Annotated in this window: 18 protein-coding genes; 10 read left to right on the forward strand and 8 right to left on the reverse strand. The window is 67.9% G+C overall.

Annotation, left to right across the window (positions count from 1 at the left end; translation table 11 throughout):
- Window positions 1–206: 206 nt before the first annotated feature.
- Genes gap through tpiA form a run of 3 tightly spaced genes read left to right on the forward strand, consistent with a single transcriptional unit; the run spans window position 207 to window position 3233 of the window.
- Entirely contained in the window at window positions 207–1226 is a 1020-nt protein-coding gene (gene gap, locus APZ21_RS02255; protein ID WP_054811507.1) for a type I glyceraldehyde-3-phosphate dehydrogenase, read from the forward strand.
- 3 nt (window positions 1227–1229) lie between these two features.
- Window positions 1230–2444: a phosphoglycerate kinase gene (locus APZ21_RS02260; RefSeq protein WP_054811508.1), complete on the forward strand. Its 1215-nt coding sequence runs from the start codon at window positions 1230–1232 to the stop codon at window positions 2442–2444.
- A 3-nt stretch (window positions 2445–2447) separates the two neighbouring features.
- On the forward strand, window positions 2448–3233 hold the full coding sequence (tpiA, locus tag APZ21_RS02265; protein ID WP_054811509.1) for a triose-phosphate isomerase: 786 nt from the start codon (window positions 2448–2450) through the stop codon (window positions 3231–3233).
- A gap of 78 nt (window positions 3234–3311) precedes the next feature.
- Here tpiA and APZ21_RS02270 read toward each other — a convergent pair whose 3' ends face one another.
- Window positions 3312–4145, reverse strand: coding sequence for an META domain-containing protein (locus tag APZ21_RS02270; RefSeq protein ID WP_054811510.1), 834 nt, complete (start codon window positions 4143–4145; stop codon window positions 3312–3314).
- A gap of 79 nt (window positions 4146–4224) precedes the next feature.
- Between APZ21_RS02270 and APZ21_RS02275 the strand changes: the two genes are divergently transcribed.
- From APZ21_RS02275 to APZ21_RS02285, 3 genes are all read left to right on the forward strand, one after another.
- Entirely contained in the window at window positions 4225–5859 is a 1635-nt protein-coding gene (locus APZ21_RS02275) for an MFS transporter (protein ID WP_054811511.1), read from the forward strand.
- A gap of 83 nt (window positions 5860–5942) precedes the next feature.
- The gene (gene secG, locus APZ21_RS02280) at window positions 5943–6176 is read left to right on the forward strand and encodes a preprotein translocase subunit SecG (protein ID WP_040708285.1); all 234 of its coding nucleotides are present in this window, start codon (window positions 5943–5945) and stop codon (window positions 6174–6176) included.
- 104 nt (window positions 6177–6280) lie between these two features.
- Entirely contained in the window at window positions 6281–7195 is a 915-nt protein-coding gene (locus APZ21_RS02285) for a LysR family transcriptional regulator (RefSeq protein WP_054811512.1), read from the forward strand.
- A gap of 1 nt (window position 7196) precedes the next feature.
- On the opposite strand, the gene APZ21_RS02290 is transcribed toward APZ21_RS02285, so the two are convergent.
- From APZ21_RS02290 to APZ21_RS02310, 5 genes are read right to left on the reverse strand one after another with little or no spacing between them, the layout of a single operon-like run.
- Window positions 7197–8009 (reverse strand): carbohydrate ABC transporter permease, encoded by an 813-nt coding sequence (locus tag APZ21_RS02290; protein ID WP_054811513.1) that lies wholly within the window; start codon window positions 8007–8009, stop codon window positions 7197–7199.
- A complete protein-coding gene (locus APZ21_RS02295; protein ID WP_082392757.1) occupies window positions 7999–8982 on the reverse strand; it encodes a carbohydrate ABC transporter permease in 984 nt (327 codons plus the stop codon). The genes APZ21_RS02290 and APZ21_RS02295 overlap by 11 nt, the downstream gene beginning before the upstream one ends.
- Window positions 8983–8986: 4 nt before the next feature.
- Window positions 8987–9874, reverse strand: coding sequence for a metallophosphoesterase (locus tag APZ21_RS02300; RefSeq protein ID WP_239476451.1), 888 nt, complete (start codon window positions 9872–9874; stop codon window positions 8987–8989).
- Entirely contained in the window at window positions 9871–11244 is a 1374-nt protein-coding gene (locus tag APZ21_RS02305) for an ABC transporter substrate-binding protein (RefSeq protein ID WP_054811514.1), read from the reverse strand. Before APZ21_RS02305 ends, APZ21_RS02300 begins: the two co-directional genes overlap by 4 nt.
- 42 nt (window positions 11245–11286) lie before the next feature.
- Window positions 11287–12423, reverse strand: coding sequence for an ABC transporter ATP-binding protein (locus tag APZ21_RS02310; RefSeq protein WP_054811515.1), 1137 nt, complete (start codon window positions 12421–12423; stop codon window positions 11287–11289).
- 205 nt (window positions 12424–12628) lie between these two features.
- Here APZ21_RS02310 and APZ21_RS02315 point away from each other — a divergent pair, with 205 nt between their 5' ends.
- Entirely contained in the window at window positions 12629–13339 is a 711-nt protein-coding gene (locus tag APZ21_RS02315; RefSeq protein ID WP_054811516.1) for a DUF8020 domain-containing protein, read from the forward strand.
- A 91-nt stretch (window positions 13340–13430) separates the two neighbouring features.
- On the opposite strand, the gene APZ21_RS02320 is transcribed toward APZ21_RS02315, so the two are convergent.
- Window positions 13431–14453, reverse strand: coding sequence for an alpha/beta hydrolase (locus APZ21_RS02320; protein WP_082392758.1), 1023 nt, complete (start codon window positions 14451–14453; stop codon window positions 13431–13433).
- Here APZ21_RS02320 and APZ21_RS02325 point away from each other — a divergent pair.
- The 3 genes from APZ21_RS02325 to APZ21_RS02335 are packed head-to-tail and all read left to right on the forward strand — an operon-like array spanning window position 14452 to window position 16133.
- On the forward strand, window positions 14452–14634 hold the full coding sequence (locus tag APZ21_RS02325) for a hypothetical protein (protein WP_054811517.1): 183 nt from the start codon (window positions 14452–14454) through the stop codon (window positions 14632–14634). The two genes, APZ21_RS02320 and APZ21_RS02325, sit on opposite strands and share 2 nt — an antisense overlap.
- Before the next feature lie 54 nt (window positions 14635–14688).
- A complete protein-coding gene (rfbA, locus tag APZ21_RS02330; RefSeq protein WP_054811518.1) occupies window positions 14689–15561 on the forward strand; it encodes a glucose-1-phosphate thymidylyltransferase RfbA in 873 nt (290 codons plus the stop codon).
- Between the two features lie 2 nt (window positions 15562–15563).
- Window positions 15564–16133: a dTDP-4-dehydrorhamnose 3,5-epimerase family protein gene (locus tag APZ21_RS02335; RefSeq protein ID WP_054811519.1), complete on the forward strand. Its 570-nt coding sequence runs from the start codon at window positions 15564–15566 to the stop codon at window positions 16131–16133.
- A gap of 88 nt (window positions 16134–16221) precedes the next feature.
- Here APZ21_RS02335 and APZ21_RS02340 read toward each other — a convergent pair whose 3' ends face one another.
- Window positions 16222–17688, reverse strand: a complete 1467-nt coding sequence (locus tag APZ21_RS02340) for an MFS transporter (protein WP_054811520.1) — start codon at window positions 17686–17688, stop codon at window positions 16222–16224.
- Window positions 17689–17752: the final 64 nt, after the last annotated feature.

The following is a 17752-nucleotide window of genomic DNA, read 5'->3' on the forward strand; positions in this document are numbered from 1 at the left end:
AGCGGTTCAGGGGGATTGCGCGAATTGCTCGCGCCGCCGCGCGGATGATCTTGCCCGGCACGGGGCCACGAGCTGCGATAGCCGACCGATATGGCGCATGTCCTACGAGCTCACGAATGCCAGGTGGATGTCGGAGAGATTCGCGTCGGGCGTTACTGTGAGGGGGGCATCGGAATGAATCCGCTTGAAAGCTGAGGAGCGATAACGTGACTGTCCGGGTAGGCATCAACGGCTTCGGTCGTATCGGACGTAACTTCTTCCGGGCGGTGGAGGCGCAGAAGGCGCTCGGCACCACCGACATCGAGATCGTCGCGGTCAACGACCTCACCGATAACGCGACCCTCGCCACGCTGCTGAAGTACGACTCGATCCTCGGCCGTCTGCCGCAGGACGTGTCGCTGGACGGCGAGGACACCATCGTGGTCGGCGACCGGCGGATCACCGCGCTGGCCATCAAGGAGGGCCCATCGGCCCTGCCCTGGGGCGATCTGGGCGTCGACGTGGTCGTCGAATCCACCGGCATCTTCACCGACGCCACCAAGGCCAAGGGTCACCTGGCCGCGGGCGCCAAGAAGGTCATCATCTCGGCCCCGGCCAAGGGTGAGGACCTGACCGTGGTCATGGGCGTCAACGACGGCCGGTACGACGGCAGCCAGAACATCATCTCCAATGCCTCGTGCACCACGAACTGCCTCGGCCCGCTGGCCAAGGTCCTCAACGACGAGTTCGGCATCGAGCGCGGTCTGATGACCACCATCCACGCCTACACCCAGGACCAGAACCTCCAGGACGGTCCGCACGGCGACCTGCGCCGCGCCCGCGCCGCCGCGCTGAACATCGTGCCGACCGGCACCGGCGCCGCCAAGGCCATCGGCCTGGTGCTGCCCGAGTTGCAGGGCAAGCTCGACGGCTACGCGCTGCGCGTCCCGGTCCCCACCGGCTCGGTCACCGATCTCACCGCCACCCTGCGCAAGTCGGCGACGATCGATGAGATCAACGCCGCGTACCGGGCCGCCGCCGAGGGACCGCTCAAGGGCATCCTGAAGTACAACGTGGATCCGATCGTGTCCAGCGACATCGTCACCGATCCGCACTCGTCGATCTACGACGCGCCGCTGACCAAGGTCATCGACGACCAGGTCAAGGTCGTGTCCTGGTACGACAACGAGTGGGGCTACTCCAACCGCATCGTCGACCTCATCGGTCTCGTCGGCAAGTCGCTCTGACGCATGGCGATCAAGACACTCCAGGACCTCCTGGCCGAGGGTGTCGAGGGTCGGGGCGTGCTCGTGCGCTCCGACCTGAACGTCCCCCTCGACGACAAGGGCGACATCACCGATCCCGGCCGCATCATCGCCTCGGTGCCCACGCTGAAGGCGTTGGTCGAGGCCGGTGCGAAGGTGATCGTCACCGCGCATCTCGGCCGTCCGAAGGGGGAGCCGGACCCGAAGTTCTCCCTGGCTCCGGTGGCCGCGGCGCTGGCCGATCGGCTCGGCCGCAATGTGCAACTGGCGGGTGATGTCGTCGGCTACGACGCGCTCTCGCGCTCGGAGGGCCTCACCGACGGTGACGTGCTGCTGCTGGAGAACGTGCGCTTCGATCCGCGCGAGACCAGCAAGGACGACGCCGAACGCGGCAAACTGGCCGCGGCGCTGGTGGAACTCGTTGGCGAGGACGGCGCGTTCGTCTCCGACGGCTTCGGCGTCGTGCACCGCAAGCAGGCATCGGTCTACGACGTGGCCGCGCTGCTGCCGCACTACGCGGGCACACTGGTCGCGGCGGAGGTCGAGGTGCTGGCCGAGCTCACCGAGCATCCGCAGCGTCCGTACGCGGTGGTGCTCGGCGGCTCCAAGGTCTCGGACAAACTGGCCGTGATCGAGGCGCTGGCCCCCAAGGTCGACACCCTGGTGATCGGCGGCGGCATGTGCTTCACCTTCCTTGCCGCGCAGGGGCTTCCGGTCGGCACCTCGCTGTTGCAGGAGGAGATGGTCGATACCTGCAAGGGGCTGCTCGAGCGCTACGCCGATGTCATCCACCTGCCGCGCGACATCGTGGTGGCCGACAAGTTCGCCGCCGACGCGGAGTCGAAGGTGGTCGCGGCCAACGAGATCCCGGACGGCTGGATGGGCCTCGACATCGGCCCGGAGTCGGTGGACCGGTTCGCCGCGCTGCTGACCGAGGCGAAGACCGTGTTCTGGAACGGTCCGATGGGCGTGTTCGAGTTCGAGAAGTTCGCCGCGGGCACCCGCGGGGTCGCCGAGGCGATCGTGACCGCTAGCGGCAAGGGCGCGTTCACCGTGGTCGGCGGCGGCGATTCGGCCGCGGCCGTGCGCACCCTCGGACTCCCGGAGGACGGGTTCTCGCACATCTCGACCGGCGGCGGCGCCTCCCTGGAATACCTCGAGGGCAAGGAATTGCCCGGTATCGCGGTACTGGAGGGCTGAGCGATGGCACGTAAACCGCTCATCGCGGGCAACTGGAAGATGAACCTCAACCACCTCGAGGCCATCGCGCTCGTCCAGAAGATCGCCTTCGCGCTGCCGGAGAAGTACTTCGCCAAGGTCGACGTGACGGTGATCCCGCCGTTCACCGACCTCCGCAGCGTGCAGACCCTGGTCGAGGGCGACAAACTGCTCATCACCTATGGCGCGCAGGATGTCTCGACGCACGACGAGGGCGCCTACACCGGTGAGATCAGCGGCGCCATGCTCGCCAAGCTGGGTTGCTCGTTCGTCGTGGTCGGCCATTCCGAGCGTCGGCAGTACCACACCGAGGACGACGCCACGGTGCTCGCCAAGGCCAAGCAGGCGCTCAAGTACGGCATCACCCCGATCGTCTGCATCGGCGAGGGCCTCGGCGTCCGCGAGGCGGGCACGCACGTCGAGTACAACCTCGAGCAGTTGCGCGGATCGCTGAAAGGTCTGACGGCCGAGGAGATCTCGCAGATCGTGATCGCCTACGAGCCGGTCTGGGCCATCGGCACCGGCAAGGTCGCCACCCCCGCCGACGCGCAGGAGGTGTGCGGCGCGATCCGCGCGGAGCTCGTGCAGCTGGCCTCGGCTGAGGTCGCCGCGCAGGTCCGGGTGCTCTACGGCGGTTCGGTGAACGCCAAGAACGTCGGTGAACTGGTCGGCCAGAGCGATATCGACGGCGCGCTGGTCGGCGGTGCGTCACTCAAGGGCGACGAATTCGCGACGCTGTCGGCGATTGCCGCGGGCGGCCCGCTGCCCTGAGCACGACGGCACGAACGAGGCCCGCGGATCCACTCGGACCCGCGGGCCTCGCGCATTGTCGGTCCGCTCTTTGGAGGATCAGGCCGCTGCCTGGAAGGTCAGACCGCTGCCATTGTCGTTGCGCAGGATGAGGCTGTCGCCCTCGACGGTGGTGGTCGCGGTCCCGTCCAGCGCCTTCAGTACCGCGTTCTCGACCTCCATCACCTCCGGCGCGCACGTCATCTTCGTGGTCGCGACCTGGAAGGTGACCGGTGATCCGTTCGGATCCACCCGCGCCGTGCCGGTGAGCCGATTGCATCCGGCCATACCGGTGACCGCACCGTCCTCGGCGATGGTCAGGTCCGGGCGCAGGTCGGTGATGGTCTGGGAGGTGGTGTGGGCCTGCGGGGTGGTGATGCCGGTGACGATCCACCGGGTGCCCTTCAGCGGCCGGTTCGACGTGGCGACCTGTTTGTCGACGAGGGTCACCGTCCGGTCCGGGGTGCGCAAGGTCAATGTCGAGCCGTCCAGCTTCCAGGCGGGAGCGGCGTTCAGCAGATCGGCTACCCACCGGTCGGCGTCGGCGCGCGGTGGCGGACAGCCCACGAGGGTGCTCGTGAGTTGGCCGACTCGCATGTTGTCGCCGTCGAAGCTCACCGAACCCGCGGCCGTGTTGCAGCCCGCGTTCGCGCTGAGGCGGTCAGCGGCGAAGATCAGGGTCAGCGGGCCGTCCCCCGGAATCGGGGTGCCCTCGACCGCGGTGGAGACGTAGCTGTGTCCCATCGGGGTCGCGGGGGGCTTCGCCGTGGTGACCGGCGGCGGCGTGGCGGTCGTGGTCGAGGACGCCGTGGTGGACTCCGAGCCCGAGCAGGCCACGGCGGCGAGGGATACGAGCAGCAGGAGCGGTGCGAGACGCGCGCGTGATGCCGTCATGGCAGCGATGGTACCCACGCCGTGGCGATTGCCGGACCGGTGCCGGTTCGCGCACCGCGCGCGCCGATGGCGGCCGGCTATGCTGTGCCGAGTGACGACCGCCGACGCGAGGGCCCCGCTGTCGACCTGGGCGCCGCTGCGATCGCCGATCTACCGGGCGCTGTGGGTGGCGCAGCTGGTCTCCAATCTCGGTACCTGGATGCAGACAGTCGGCGCGCAGTGGATTCTGGTCGACGAGCCGAATGCCGCGGCCTTGGTGTCACTCGTGCAGACCGCGATCACCCTGCCGGTGATGCTGTTGTCGATTCCGTCCGGGGTGATCGCCGATCTGGTGGACAGACGCCGCCTGCTGTTGACCGCGCAGTCGGCGATGGCGGTGCTGGCGGGCGTGTTGGCGTTGTCGACCGCCACCGGCCAGACCACTCCCGCGGTTCTGCTCACCCTGCTGTTCCTGCTCGGTTGCGGGCAGGCGCTGACCGCACCGGCCTGGCAGGCCATCCAACCGGAGTTGGTCCCGCGTACACAGATTCCCGCGGCGGCGGCGCTCGGCAGCATGAACATCAATATCGGGCGCGCGGTGGGTCCGGCCATCGCGGGGGTGCTGGTCTCGCTGTCCGGGCCGACGCTGGTCTTCGCGTTGAACGCGGCGTCCTTCGGCGGCATCGTGGCGGTGCTGCTGTTCTGGCGGCGACCGGTGACCGACCGGGCGCTGCCGAGTGAGCGCCCGCTGGCGGCATTGCAGGCGGGCACCCGTTTCATCCGCGCGGCCCCGGCCATCCGCCGGGTGCTGCTGCGATCGATCCTGTTCATCGCCCCGGCCAGCGCGCTGTGGGCGCTGCTTCCGGTGATCGCCCGCGACGGACTCGGTCTGTCCTCCGCCGGCTACGGTGTCATGCTCGGCGCGCTCGGTGTCGGCGCGGTACTCGGCGCGCTGGCGCTGTCGAGGATTCGCGCCGCACTGACCCCCACCCAGCGCCTGACCGCCGCGGCGGTGCTGTTCGGCACCGCCACCGCGGGAGCGGTGCTGCTGCGTTCGCTTCCGGTGGTGCTCGTGCTGCTGGTTGGCGCGGGTCTAGCCTGGCTGCTCGCCATGTCGACGATGAACTCCACCATGCAGCTGCTGCTGCCCGCGTGGGTGCGGGCCCGCGGGCTGTCGGTGTACATGCTGGTCTTCATGGGCGGTCAGGCCGTCGGCTCGCTGGTGTGGGGCCTGACCGCGGGCGCGATCGGCACGGTGTCGGCCCTGCTGATCGCGGCGGTCCTGCTGGCGGGCAGCGCGCTGAGCAGTATCTGGTTGCCGATCCGCCACAATGCCGAGGAACTGGATCTGACGCCGTCGGCGTTCTGGCCGGAACCGCAGATCGTGGTGGAACCCGATCCCGAGGACGGCCCGATCATGGTGCTGCGGACCTATGACGTACCCGTCGAGCACACCGAGGAGTTCGTCGCGGCCATGGTCTTCGTCGGCCGTTCTCGTCAGCGCACGGGGGCGATGGAGTGGCGGCTCTACCGTGACCTCGGCCGCCACGATCGGTACGTGGAGGCGTTCGTGGTGCGTTCGTGGGCCGAGCACATGCATCAGCACCAGGTCCGGCTGACCGCGCAGGACCGGTTGCGTGAGGAGGACGTGTCGCGGTTCACCCGGGGCGAGGACCACGTCACCCATCTGGTCGCGGTGCCGCCGTATCGGGCCTCAGGTCGCGCACCGCGGTGACCGCGTCGGCCGAGGTGAGCGGGGTCGCGCCGGACCGGGGGCCGTGTGGGCGCGCGCGGCGGGCACCCCATAGACTGATCGGCATGCGGATGTTCCTGGATATCCTCCTGATCATCACCAGCCTGCTGCTGGTGCTGCTGGTGCTGCTGCACCGCGCCAAGGGCGGAGGTCTGTCCAGTCTTTTCGGCGGCGGCGTGCAGTCGAGCCTCTCGGGTTCCACCGTCGTGGAGAAGAATCTCGACCGCGTGACCGTTTTCACGGGCGTGGTGTGGCTCATCGCGATTCTCGGAATCGGTCTGGAGATCAAGTTCTCCTGATTCCCGGCAACCACTCGGCCATCCAGCCGGTCTCGCTCGTTACCGTTTGATTCATTCCCGGTTACGTGACGGCATTACGGTGGCGAGGACGGGAAGGAGTCGGTATGGAGCTCCGGCATCTTATTTCGTTCCTCGCTCTCGCGGAGGAACTGCACTTCGGTCGCGCGGCACAGCGTCTGCACCTCACCCAGCCGAGTCTGAGCGCGCAACTCCAGAAACTCGAGCGATCGCTCGATGTTCAACTGGTGTCGCGCAATTCGCACGAAGTGCGGCTCACCGCGGCAGGCCGGGAATTCGAGAATCAGGCCAGGCTGATCGTCGCGCAGATGGATCGCGCCGCCGAGGTGGCCAAGGCGGCGGCCGCGGGCCGGTCAGGATCACTCAATATCGGGTACAACCTGCCCGCCAGCAGACATGTGTTGCCGGATGTGCTGTCCAAGATGGCCTGCGAACATCCCGACGTGGTGATCTCGCTGTGGGAGAAGCGCACCGGACCGCAGCTCGCGGCGCTGCGCGAGGGCACACTCGACATCGCCCTGGTGTACGGGCACCCCACCACGGCCGAATTCCGTTATCGCCGACTGCTGAACCGCATTCCGCTGGTGGCGGTGGTGGGGCGCACCCATCACTGGGCCGGCCGCTCGGGCGTGCGTTTCGCCGAACTCGAGGACCAGCGCTGCGTGCTGTTCGCCAGGGAGCAGTGTCCGGCCATGTACGACTCGATCTTCCGTGCCGCGGCCGACAATCGGATCAGTCTGGACGTGGCACAGGCCGCCGACGATCCCGGGGCGACCATGCACATGGTCTCGGTGCGCCCGTTCGTCGGCTTCGCTTCGCTACCGCGGGCGCAGTCCATGCAGTTGGGCGGACCAGACAGCGCGGCCGTGGCGGTCAAGCTTCTCGACCCGGTGCCAACGCTCGATCTGTTCGCGGTGTGGCGGTCCGAGGAGACCAATCCGGCGGTGGAACTGTTCCTCGACTGCGTCGCCGCACGCAGCGGCGACGCAGTCGCGGTCTGACTCATTTCAGTCCGGAGCGCACGAAGGCGTTGACGATATGACGCTGCAACACCAGGTACATCAACAGCACGGGTAGGCAGGCCAGGCCCGCCACCGCCATCATCGGGCCCCATTGTTCGCCCTCGGTGCCCATGAAGCTGCGCAGCCCCAACTGGAGCACTCCATTGGAGCGGCGCATGACCACGGCGGGCCAGAAGTACTCGTTCCACGCATTGATGAAGAGCAGGATCGTCAGTGCGGCCAGCGCGGGCCGCAGATTCGGCACCACGACCGTCCACAGGATCGACCAGGACGAGCGTCCGTCGATCTTCGCCGCGGCGACGAGTTCCTTCGGGAAGGCCGCCATGTGCTGGCGCAGCAGCAGCACCGCCAGCGCCGAACACAAGGTGGGCAGGACGACGCCGATCAGCGTGTTGATCAGGCCGAGCTGGTTGAGCAGCACGTAGTTCGGCAGCATCGTGACCTGGAACGGCACCAGCCAGATGCCGACGAATCCGAGGTAGAGGAGCCGTTGCAGCGGGAAGGTGTACATGGCGAAGGCGTAGGAGGCCAGCAGCGCGATGAGCAACTGCGCGACCGCCGACAGGATCGCCACGGTGAACGTGTTCAGGATCAGACCCGCCACGTCCACCTTGTGGGCGGCGTCGATGTAGTTGTCCACCGACAGCGGCCACGGCACCAGCGACAGCGACATCACATCGGACGGTCTGCGCAGCGATGTGGCGAACAGCCAGTAGATCGGGAAGACGCACACCAGCGCCGTCACGGCGAGCAGCAGGTGGCTGCCGATACCGCGCAATCGCTCAATCATCATGGAAGGACACCCTTTCCGACAACCAGACCAGACCGCCCGCCAGTACGCCGAACCCCACGAACAGCAGCACGCCGGCGGCGGCGCTGAGACCCGCGTCGAAGCTGTGGAAGGCGTAGTCCCAGAGCAGGTAGTAGATGTTCGTCGTGGCCTGCGACGGACCGCCCTGCGTCATCGAGTCGATGATGGGGAAGGTCAGCGTCGGGGTCAGCAATACGGTCGTCAAGACCAGGAACAGCAGGGTGGGGGACAGCATCGGCATGGTGATCCAGCGACGGATCTGACTCGAGGATGCCCCGTCGACCCGGGCCGCCTCGTCGTAGTCCGGGCTGATGCCCGCCAAGCCGGCCCACACCACCAGTACGGCGAATCCGAGCAGCTGCCAGCCGGTGATGACGATGATGACGGCCTGCGCGGTATCCACGTCGTACACCCAGTTGCGGTGGGAACCGGTGATCCGGCCGACCACGCCACCGCCGGGATGCAGCAGCCAGCGCCAGACCGCGCCCGCCGCGACCGGCGCGACCAGGAACGGCGCGAAGATGAGCGCCTGGTACACGGTTCGGGCGCGCTGGCCGACCTTGCGGCCCGCCAGCGCCAGCGCTACCGGAAGGATGACGGTGAAGGGGAGCAGTCCGCCGATGAGCACGGCGGTGCGGCCGAGGGAATCCCAGAAGGCGGGAAGGTCGAACAGCCGTTCGTAATTGGCCGTGCCGACCGGTTTCATCGGTGCGCTCGGCAGCAGATTCCACGAATAGGTGGACAGTTCGACGGCCTGGAACAGCGGGCGGTAGGTCCATATGACGAGCATGGCCAGCGCCGGGGAGAGATACAGGTAGGGAACGAGACCGCGCAACCCGCGCCGCAGCAGCGAACGGGTGCGGGAAGCGGTGACCGCGGGCCGGGACCCGTCCGTCACCGGGTCGACGCCGGCTACGGCGTCGACCGGTGCGGACGGGTGTTCGATGACGAACATCGGATCACCGGTGCTCGGCCAGCGCGGCCAGTTGGTCGAGCACGTCCTCGAGTGCGCGGTCGTAGACCGGTGCGGCCGGGGTGAGATCGACCGCCGCGGCGATCATGCCCTCGTCGGTGACCTCGATGCGGGAGTAGCCGAATCCGGCGAAACCGCGGTGCCGGCCCGAGGGCGGGAAGGTGTCGGTGCGGAACGACAGCGGCGTGCCGAGCCACACCGGAACCCCCGCAAGGGCGGAGGCTCCGGTGAGGTGATTGTGACCGCAGAGGATCATGCCGACATCTGTGCCCGAGAGCGCCTCGGCGAGCTGCCGGGGCTGCTCGAGGCGCAGCATGTTCGAACTCGGCATGGGCGAGCGAACCGGTGGATGGTGCAGGACCAGCAGGGTGCCGCGCGGTGCGGGGGCACTCAGCTGGTCGGTCAGCCACCGGATCTGCTCGAGTTCGAGTCGTCCATGGTGATGGCCCGGAATCGTGCTGTCGAGGGCGATGATCCGCATTCCGGCGACCTCGAACACGCTGTCGAGGGGCTGGTCGGGGTCAACGTCGCGATCGAGCAGTTCGGCGCCGAAGGCGACGCGCTCGTCGTGATTGCCCATGACATACACGACTTGGGCGCCCAGAGTCGCGGCAACGGGGTCGACCGCTGCCCGCAGGCGTTGGTAGGCCAGAGGGGAACCGTCGTCGGCCAGATCGCCGGATAAGACGATGGCGTCGACAGCGCGCCCGGCTCCGGCGATGTGCTCCATCGCCCTTACCAGGTTGGCGTGGGTGTCGACCTCGCCGTGCACCAGTTCGCCCTCGGCCCTCAGGTGGGTATCGGTCAGCTGGATGACCGTGATCCCGTCTGCGGGGTCGTGGTTGGTCATCGCGCCGTTGCCGCGGGCGCTCATGCGGCCGGGAGGAGTTTGCGGCCCTGATCCTGCGCGGCGGTCAGGGTGGACTTGGGGTCCTTACCCTGGAAGACGACCGCTTCGACGGCGTCCATCATGCCGTCGCGGATCTGCAGGTAGTTCGTGCCGGGCATGGAGACCCAGGGCTCCATGTTGCCGAGCTGCGCCACGTTGGGCTCGAACAGCGGGTTCTTCTTCGCCCATTCCTGCAGACCGTTGGGATCGGTCATCAGACCCGTGCGCAGCGGCAGGTAGCCGATGCCCTGCGAGATCTTCACGTACGCGGCCTCACTGGTGAGGTACTTGATCAGTTCCCACGAAGCGCGCTGCTTGGCCGGATCGTTGGACAGGATGTAGAGCGAGGCGCCGGAGTTGGTCGGCACGGTCGGCTTGCTGCCGTAGGAGGGCATCGGCGCGGCGCGCAGATCCCACTTGTCCTTGGCGCCCTTGACGAAGGTGCCCTGGACGGCGCTGGTCTCGAGGATCATGCCGATCTCGCCGCGGCCGAAGGCCTCGTAGCCCTGCTTCTGCTGGAGCACCGGCATGCCGCCGGACTTCACCAGATCCTGCGCCTGGCGCACGACCTCGACCGCCGCGTCGTCGGCGTAGGTCAGGGTGGTGCGGTCCTCAGAGATCACCCGGCCGCCGTTGGAGCGGACCATCGACTGGAAGCACCAGTCCTTGGCGGTCTTGGTCAGGCAGTCGATGTAGACGCCGTCCTTGCCGGTCTTGCCGTGGATGGCGTTGGCCGCGTCCGCGACCTGCGCCCAGGTCTTGGGCGGGTTGGCCGGGTCGAGGCCCGCCTCGGTGAACAGCGTGGCGTTGTAGTACAGCACCGGGGTGGAGAACACGAACGGCACGCCGTAGGTCTGGCCCTTCCAGTCGGCCAGGGTGCGCGCGCGGGGGGCGTAGGCGTGCGGGTTGCCGTCGAAGTTCTTCTGCACCTCGGACTTACCCACCAGCGCGTCCAGCGACTTGGCCTGCAACTGGTTGATGGTGAAGTCCAGATCGCTGAAGCCGAGCTGCGCCACGTCCGGCGGGGTGCCCGCGACCATCTGGTTCTGGATGCTCGAGATGGTGTCGGTGGCCGGGTTGGGGCTGTTGCCCTGCGGCTTCTGCGCGACGACCTTGATATTGGGGTGCTTGGCCTGGAAGTCGGAGATGAGCGCGTTGAAGGTGTCGGTCCACGCGCCCGCCAGACCGTAGTTGTAGGACTCGAAGACGATCGAGACCTGCTGGTCCTTACCGAGTTCCGGAATCGTCGCGGTCGGTGCCGCGGAATCGTCGGTGGTACTGCCCAATCCGCCACAGGCGCTGACCGCGAGTGCGGTACTCAGCGCGAGGCATACGGCAGCCAATGTGCGTTTCACGGGTGATGCTCCTGATGTGGTGTGTGATACCGGGGTTCGGCTTCAGGCGACCGGGACTTCGGCGCGCACTGGAATCGGGTCCGGCGTGTTGGCCTGCCAAGTCAGGCGCTTGCCGGATTCGTGATGGAAGAGGTGAATGTCGGCGGGGTCGAGGCTCAGCGTGACGTGTTCGCCGACCGCCACGGCCGCGGGTCGCGGGATCCGGGCGCACACCTCGTTTCCGCCGACGGTGAGGTGCACGACCTCCTCGCTGCCGAGGTTCTCCACCATCGTGACCGTGCCGCGCACGGCGCCCGCGCCGCCACCGAGACGCAGTCGCTCCGGGCGGAATCCCGCGGTGACGGCGGACTCGCCGATGGTGTCGATGTCGTCGCCCGCGTCGACGGCCAGCGGACTGTCGAGTCCGTCGGCGATCACGTGCAGGCGTCCGGCGCGCGCGACGACCGTGGCGGAGAGCAGATTCATCGGCGGTGCGCCGAGGAAGGTGGCCACGAACGTGGATCGCGGGCGATCGTAGAGTTCGGTGGGCGGGCCGACCTGCTCGACCTGTCCGTCGTTGAGCAGGGCGATGCGGGTCGCCATGGTCATGGCCTCGACCTGGTCGTGTGTCACGTACAGGAAGGTCGAGCCGAGTCGACGGTGCAGGCCGATCAGTTCGGCGCGGGTCGCGCTGCGCAACCGGGCGTCCAGATTCGACAGCGGTTCGTCCATGAGGAATGCGCCGGGATCGCGAACCATGGCGCGCGCCAAGGCGACTCGCTGACGCTGGCCACCCGACAGCGCCGCCGGGCGACGGTCGAGCAGCGGCGTCAGCGCCAGGGTCGCGGCGACCTCGGCGACGCGTTCGGCGATCTTCGCCCGCGGCACGCGCCGCGACTTCAGTGGGAAGCCGATATTGCGCGCGACCGTCAGGTGCGGGTACAGCGCGTAACTCTGGAAGACCATCGCCAGATCACGTTGCTGCGGAGCCACATCGGTGATGTCACGTCCGTCGAGCAGGATTCGACCCGAGGTCGGGGCCTCGAGTCCGGCGATCATGCGCAGCAAGGTGGACTTACCGCAGCCACTCGGGCCGAGCAGCACCATGAACTCGCCGTCGGCGATGTCGAGGTCTACCTCGCGTACCGCGTCGGTCGCGCCGAACCGTTTGGTTACAGCTTCGATCTGCAGCCGGGCCACCCCGGATCTCCTTCGCTCGGATCCGCCGTATTGACATCGGCCAGTCTCAGCCGGGCGGACATCGCGCGCGGGTGCGATAGGCAACGCCGATCGCGCGAATCGAGAGGGTCGACCGCGAACGCGGAGAGGGTCGAGATCGGTGACTGTGTGGTCGCTACGTGCACCCGGGTACGCCCGGACTCCAGAGATTGAGGTAATACCTGATATGAAGGTCAAGCTGACCGCAACCGCCGCGTTACTGATCGCGGCACTCGGCATCGCCGCCGGTAGCGCGACCGCCGCGCCGGAGGCCGAAAGCGTCAATTTCACGGCGCAGGCCACCGACAGCCAGACCCTGATCACGACCGACTCGGGCTCGATGGATGTCGAGAACGGCGTGTTCAAGATCAAGGCCGCCAATGGCACCACCGTCGCGGGCACGGAACTGAAGTTCCGTCTCGACGACTTCGAGTTCCCGATCGCCGCCGACATCGAGGGCCGCAACGCGACCCTGACCCCGCAGCTCGCGGTGGAGAAGGCGACCTACAAGCCCGTCGCCCTGCCCTACGAGGATCAGGCGCCGTGGAAGACCGACTACGAGCGTGAGCAGGCCGCTTGGAGCCGTCTGACCTCGACCATCGCCATGGGCGCCGCCATCGGCACCCTGGTCGGCGGTCTGTCCGGCGGCGCGGTGGGCTGCGTGCTCGGCGGTATCGCGGGCGCGACCGTCGCCTCCGCGACCATCGCGGGTCTGTTCGGTCCGTTCATTCCGGCTGCGGCGCTGGGCTGCCTCGGCGGCATCATCGCCGTCGGTGCGCTCGGCACCATCGCCGGCCAGATCCTGGTGACCGCCCCGGTGGCCATCGCGGCGGCGATCCAGTACTTCACCACCATCAACCAGCCTGCCCCGAAGCCGGCGCCCGCGCCCGCGAAGTAATCCCGACCGGTATAACCGCATAGCGGATTACAGAGAACCCCGCCCCGAATCAATCCTCGGGGCGGGGTTCGGCTCGTCCGGCCGACCATGATCAGGCCGTCCGAGCCCGCTCGGACGGTGCGACGATATCGCGCACGAATCGCGCCACCCTACCGAGAGCGGCTCGGCCCTCGGGCAGATTCGGCGCGATGGCGGTGAACGCGTGCACCTGTCCGCGCCACAGCTCCACCGAATTCGGCACGCCCGCGGCGGTCAGGCGGGCCGCCATCAACTCGCAGTCGAAGCGCAGCACCTCCTCCTCGGCGGCGATGAGCAGCACCGGGGGCAGTCCGGCCAGCGCGCCGTTGACCGGGGACAGCATCGGATCTATCACGCCGTCTACCTCCGCGCCGAGCCGCGCGACCTCGCGCAACGCCGTCAGCGGGATATACGGATCGCGATCGACGAATTCGTACCCCTGTTTGGCGACACAGTCCAGATCGAGCAGTGGGCTGAGTCCGATCAGTCCGGCCGGGATCGGCAGACTCGATTCGACCGCCGCCAACGCGGTGGCGAAGGCCAGGTATCCGCCCGCGGAATCGCCCGCGAAAACCACGCGCGCCGGGTCGGCGCCGCGCGAGAGCAGCCAGCGGTAGGCGGCGAGACAGTCCTCGACCGACTGCGCGATCGTCCGCCGCGGCAGCTGCCGGTATTCGACGTTCACCACCGCGAGTCCGGTGCGCCGGGCCAGACTGGCCGCGACCGGCCGGTGCGTCTCCAGTCCGCACAGCGCGAATCCGCCGCCGTGCATGTAGAGGACCGCGCCGTGCCGCAGCGCGCGACCGGCCCCCGCTGGGCGGATGATCTCCAAGCGGAAACCACCCATGCTCACCTGCTCACGGTCGATGCCGCGGGGGCGCGGGCGCAACCTCGCGAGGGTGTCGACGGCGAAGGCGCCGATCGGAATGGTGGTCCGCGTGATCGGGGCGACGCGGAGTAACGGGCGCACCAGACCTCGGCACGTCGCCAGCAGTAGGCGCGATGACAGGCTCGGGCCGTGCGGATTCATCACCGCGGGCCCGCCGAACGTGTATTCGCCGAGCGCGGGCTGGCTGATTTCGGGTTCGCTGGTCATGCGCACCAACCTCATCCAGGCAAGCCGCATCGAACCGGCCATTGCCCGGGGCGATGTCGGCATTGACATCTCATACAACGTCACTTCGTACGCCGTCTATCCAGCAGACCACGTGATAGTGACCTATGCAACAGAATCGTCCGAACACGCGACGCGCGTAACCGTCGTGATGATTTCGTAGGCGAGTCGGAACCTGACCGATTCCGGTCCCGGCTCGTACGGCAGACTCCAGGGCATGCGCGGAATCATCTTGGCGGGCGGCACCGGATCGCGGCTGCACCCGATCACGCGCGGGGTGAGCAAACAGCTGGTCCCGGTATACGACAAACCGATGGTCTACTACCCCCTTTCCACCCTCATGCTGGCCGGGATCAGAGACATCCTCGTGATCACCACGCCCGAGGACGCCGCGGCCTTCTCCCGCCTGCTCGGCGACGGCGCACAGTTCGGCGTCAGCATCACCTACGTGGTCCAGCCCGAACCCGACGGCCTCGCCCGCGCTTTCGTCCTCGGCGCCGATCACATCGGCGGCGAATGCGCGGCACTGGTCCTCGGCGACAATATCTTCCACGGACCCGGACTCGGCACAAGCCTGAACCGCTTCGATGGACTCGACGGCGGCGCGGTATTCGCCTACTGGGTCTCCGATCCCACGGCCTACGGCGTGGTCGAATTCACCGACGGCCGCGCGGTGTCGATCGAGGAGAAGCCGAAGAAGCCGCGCTCCAACTACGCCATCCCGGGTCTGTACTTCTACGACAACGATGTCGTCGAGATCGCGCGCGGCCTGCGGCCCTCCGCGCGCGGCGAATACGAGATCACCGATATCAACCGTGCCTATCTGGCACAAGATCGGCTGCGGGTGGACGTGCTGGCCCGCGGCACCGCCTGGCTCGACACCGGCACCTTCGATTCGTTGCTCGACGCCGCCAACTACGTGCGCACCATCGAGGAGCGCCAGGGTCTGAAGATCGCCGTACCGGAGGAGGTGGCCTGGCGGATGGGGTATATCGACGACGACGATCTGCGCGCCCGCGCGGAACCGCTGGTGCGCTCGGGATACGGCAGGTACCTGCTCGACCTGCTCGAGCGCGGACGGGATTGGTGAGCATGGAGATTCGCGAACTCGCGGTGCCGGGCGCGTGGGTGGTGACCCCGCGGGTCTTCCGCGACGAGCGCGGCTGCTTCGCGGAATCGTTCAAGGCATCGGAATTCGAGAAGGCCACCGGCAGGCCGTTCGAGCTGTGCCAGGTCAACCTTTCGGTGTCCGCGGCGGGCGTGCTGCGCGGCATCCACTACACCGAGGACCCGCCCGGCCAGGCGAAATACGTGACGTGTGTGCGCGGCGCGTTCCTCGATGTGGTGGTGGATCTGCGTCCGGGATCGCCGAGCTTCAGGCGCTGGGACAGCGTGCTGCTCGACGATGTCGCGCGCCGGTCGGTATTCCTGTCCGAGGGGCTCGGCCACGCGATCCTGTCGCTGGAGGACGAATCCACCGTCACGTACCTGTGCTCGCTGGAGTACAGCCCCGAATTCGACCGCGAGGTCGACGCGTTCGATCCCGAATTGGCCATCGACTGGCCGACCGTCGGACGCGACGGCGCACCGCTGACCTATCTGCGCTCGCCCAAGGACACCGCGGCTCCGCCGCTGACACGAACACCGCGGCCCCGCCGCTGACACGGACACCCCGGCCCCGCCGCTGACACGCGCGCCCACGCGGACGGATGCCACGCCGTTCGGGCGTGGCATCCGCGTCTGGGCCGGGTCAGCCGACGAGTTGGAGTTCGGGCTCGGTCTTGTCGTCCTCCCGCCGTCGGATACGCGGCGCGAAGGCGAGCAGCGCGATGAGCGCGCCGACGATGGCGACGCCCGCCACGAATTCCAGCCCGGGCCGGAAAGTGTCGAGTATGGCCGCCGGTGAACCGTCGCCGGCCGTCCGCGAGGTCACGATCGCGGTCGTCACCGCGAGGACGACGGCCGCGCCGACCTGCATGGAGGTCTGGAGCACACCGGCCGCCAGACCCTGTTCGTCGTCATCGATGCCGTTGGTGGCCTGGATGTTGATGGCCGGGAAGCCGACCCATCCGATGCCGATGAGCAGGATCGCGGGCAGCAGCATCGCCAGGTACGACGGTGCGGTGTCCAACCGCAGGAACAGCAGGTAGCCGACGGCCATCACCGACAGGGTGACCCCGATGATCGGGCCGGTGCCGAAGCGGTCGACGAGCCGATCGGAGAAGAAGGCCGATCCGACGACCAGCACACCGACCGGCAGCAGCGCCATGGCCAGCTTCAGCGGCGACCAGCCGAGTGCGTCCTGTAGGTAGATGGTCACGATGAACTGCCAGCTGAAATAGGAGCCCGCCACCGCGACGATGGCCAGTGCGGCGCGCACCAGGGTCGTCTTGCGCAGGATGCCGAGTCGGACCAGCGGATACCTGACCCGCTTCTCCACCGCGACGAACGCGGCGAGCAGCGCGGCGGTGACCAGGAAGGACACGATCGTGCGGACGGAGGTCCAGCCCGCCTCGGGTGCGCTGACCACCGTGTAGACCAGCAGCAACATGCCCGCGGTCGACAGCAGCGCGCCGAACAGGTCGTGACCGCCCTCTTCCACGCCCTCGTCCTTGGGCACCAGCGCATAGGCCGCGACCAGCGCCGCGAGGGCGATGGGGACCGGGAGCAGGAAGGTCCAGCGCCAGCCGACGCCGGTCATGAGGCCGCCGAACAGCAGGCCCATGGAGTAGCCGCCCGCGCCGAACACGGTGTAGATGGACAGCGCCTTGTTGCGCGCGGGCCCTTCGGCGAAGTTGGTGGTGATGATCGACAGGCCGGTGGGCGCGGTGAACGCGGCGGCCAGACCCTTGACGAACCGGGTGAGGATGAGCAGCGGTCCCGAGCTGACCAGGCCGCCGAGCAGGGAGGCGACGGCGAAGACGGCCAGGGCGATGAGGAAGACCCGGCGGCGGCCGAGCAGGTCGGCGGTCCGTCCGCCGAGCAGCAGCAGGCCGCCGTAGCCGAGGACATAGCCGCTGACCAGCCATTGCAGGGTGGAGGTCGACAGGTCGAGTTCGGCGCCGATGGACGGGAGGGCGACTCCGATCATCGAGACGTCGAGTCCGTCGAGGAACAGCACGATGCAGAGGGTGATCAGCATGCCCCAGAGCCGGACGGACCAAGCGGTGGGATCGGTCGCCGTCGAGGCGGCCGAGAGGGGTGCCGGTGAAGTCATGCGGAGGACATTACATGCGTGCACATTAGATTCCAACACATTAAATGCATTTGCATGTATAGGA

Origin of the sequence: Nocardia arizonensis (assembly GCF_001310275.1) — a bacterium.
Classification (GTDB): domain Bacteria; phylum Actinomycetota; class Actinomycetes; order Mycobacteriales; family Mycobacteriaceae; genus Nocardia; species Nocardia arizonensis.

Coding starts and splice junctions, on each gene's coding strand:
- APZ21_RS02260 (WP_054811508.1), top strand. CDS start 1,230: ATGGCGATCAAGACACTCCAGGACCTCCTGGCCGAGGGTGTCGAGGGT.
- tpiA (WP_054811509.1), top strand. CDS start 2,448: ATGGCACGTAAACCGCTCATCGCGGGCAACTGGAAGATGAACCTCAAC.
- APZ21_RS02270 (WP_054811510.1), bottom strand. CDS start 4,145: ATGACGGCATCACGCGCGCGTCTCGCACCGCTCCTGCTGCTCGTATCC.
- APZ21_RS02275 (WP_054811511.1), top strand. CDS start 4,225: ATGCTGTGCCGAGTGACGACCGCCGACGCGAGGGCCCCGCTGTCGACC.
- secG (WP_040708285.1), top strand. CDS start 5,943: ATGCGGATGTTCCTGGATATCCTCCTGATCATCACCAGCCTGCTGCTG.
- APZ21_RS02285 (WP_054811512.1), top strand. CDS start 6,281: ATGGAGCTCCGGCATCTTATTTCGTTCCTCGCTCTCGCGGAGGAACTG.
- APZ21_RS02290 (WP_054811513.1), bottom strand. CDS start 8,009: ATGATGATTGAGCGATTGCGCGGTATCGGCAGCCACCTGCTGCTCGCC.
- APZ21_RS02295 (WP_082392757.1), bottom strand. CDS start 8,982: ATGTTCGTCATCGAACACCCGTCCGCACCGGTCGACGCCGTAGCCGGC.
- APZ21_RS02300 (WP_239476451.1), bottom strand. CDS start 9,874: ATGAGCGCCCGCGGCAACGGCGCGATGACCAACCACGACCCCGCAGAC.
- APZ21_RS02315 (WP_054811516.1), top strand. CDS start 12,629: ATGAAGGTCAAGCTGACCGCAACCGCCGCGTTACTGATCGCGGCACTC.
- APZ21_RS02325 (WP_054811517.1), top strand. CDS start 14,452: ATGCGCACCAACCTCATCCAGGCAAGCCGCATCGAACCGGCCATTGCC.
- APZ21_RS02320 (WP_082392758.1), bottom strand. CDS start 14,453: ATGACCAGCGAACCCGAAATCAGCCAGCCCGCGCTCGGCGAATACACG.
- rfbA (WP_054811518.1), top strand. CDS start 14,689: ATGCGCGGAATCATCTTGGCGGGCGGCACCGGATCGCGGCTGCACCCG.
- APZ21_RS02335 (WP_054811519.1), top strand. CDS start 15,564: ATGGAGATTCGCGAACTCGCGGTGCCGGGCGCGTGGGTGGTGACCCCG.
- APZ21_RS02340 (WP_054811520.1), bottom strand. CDS start 17,688: ATGACTTCACCGGCACCCCTCTCGGCCGCCTCGACGGCGACCGATCCC.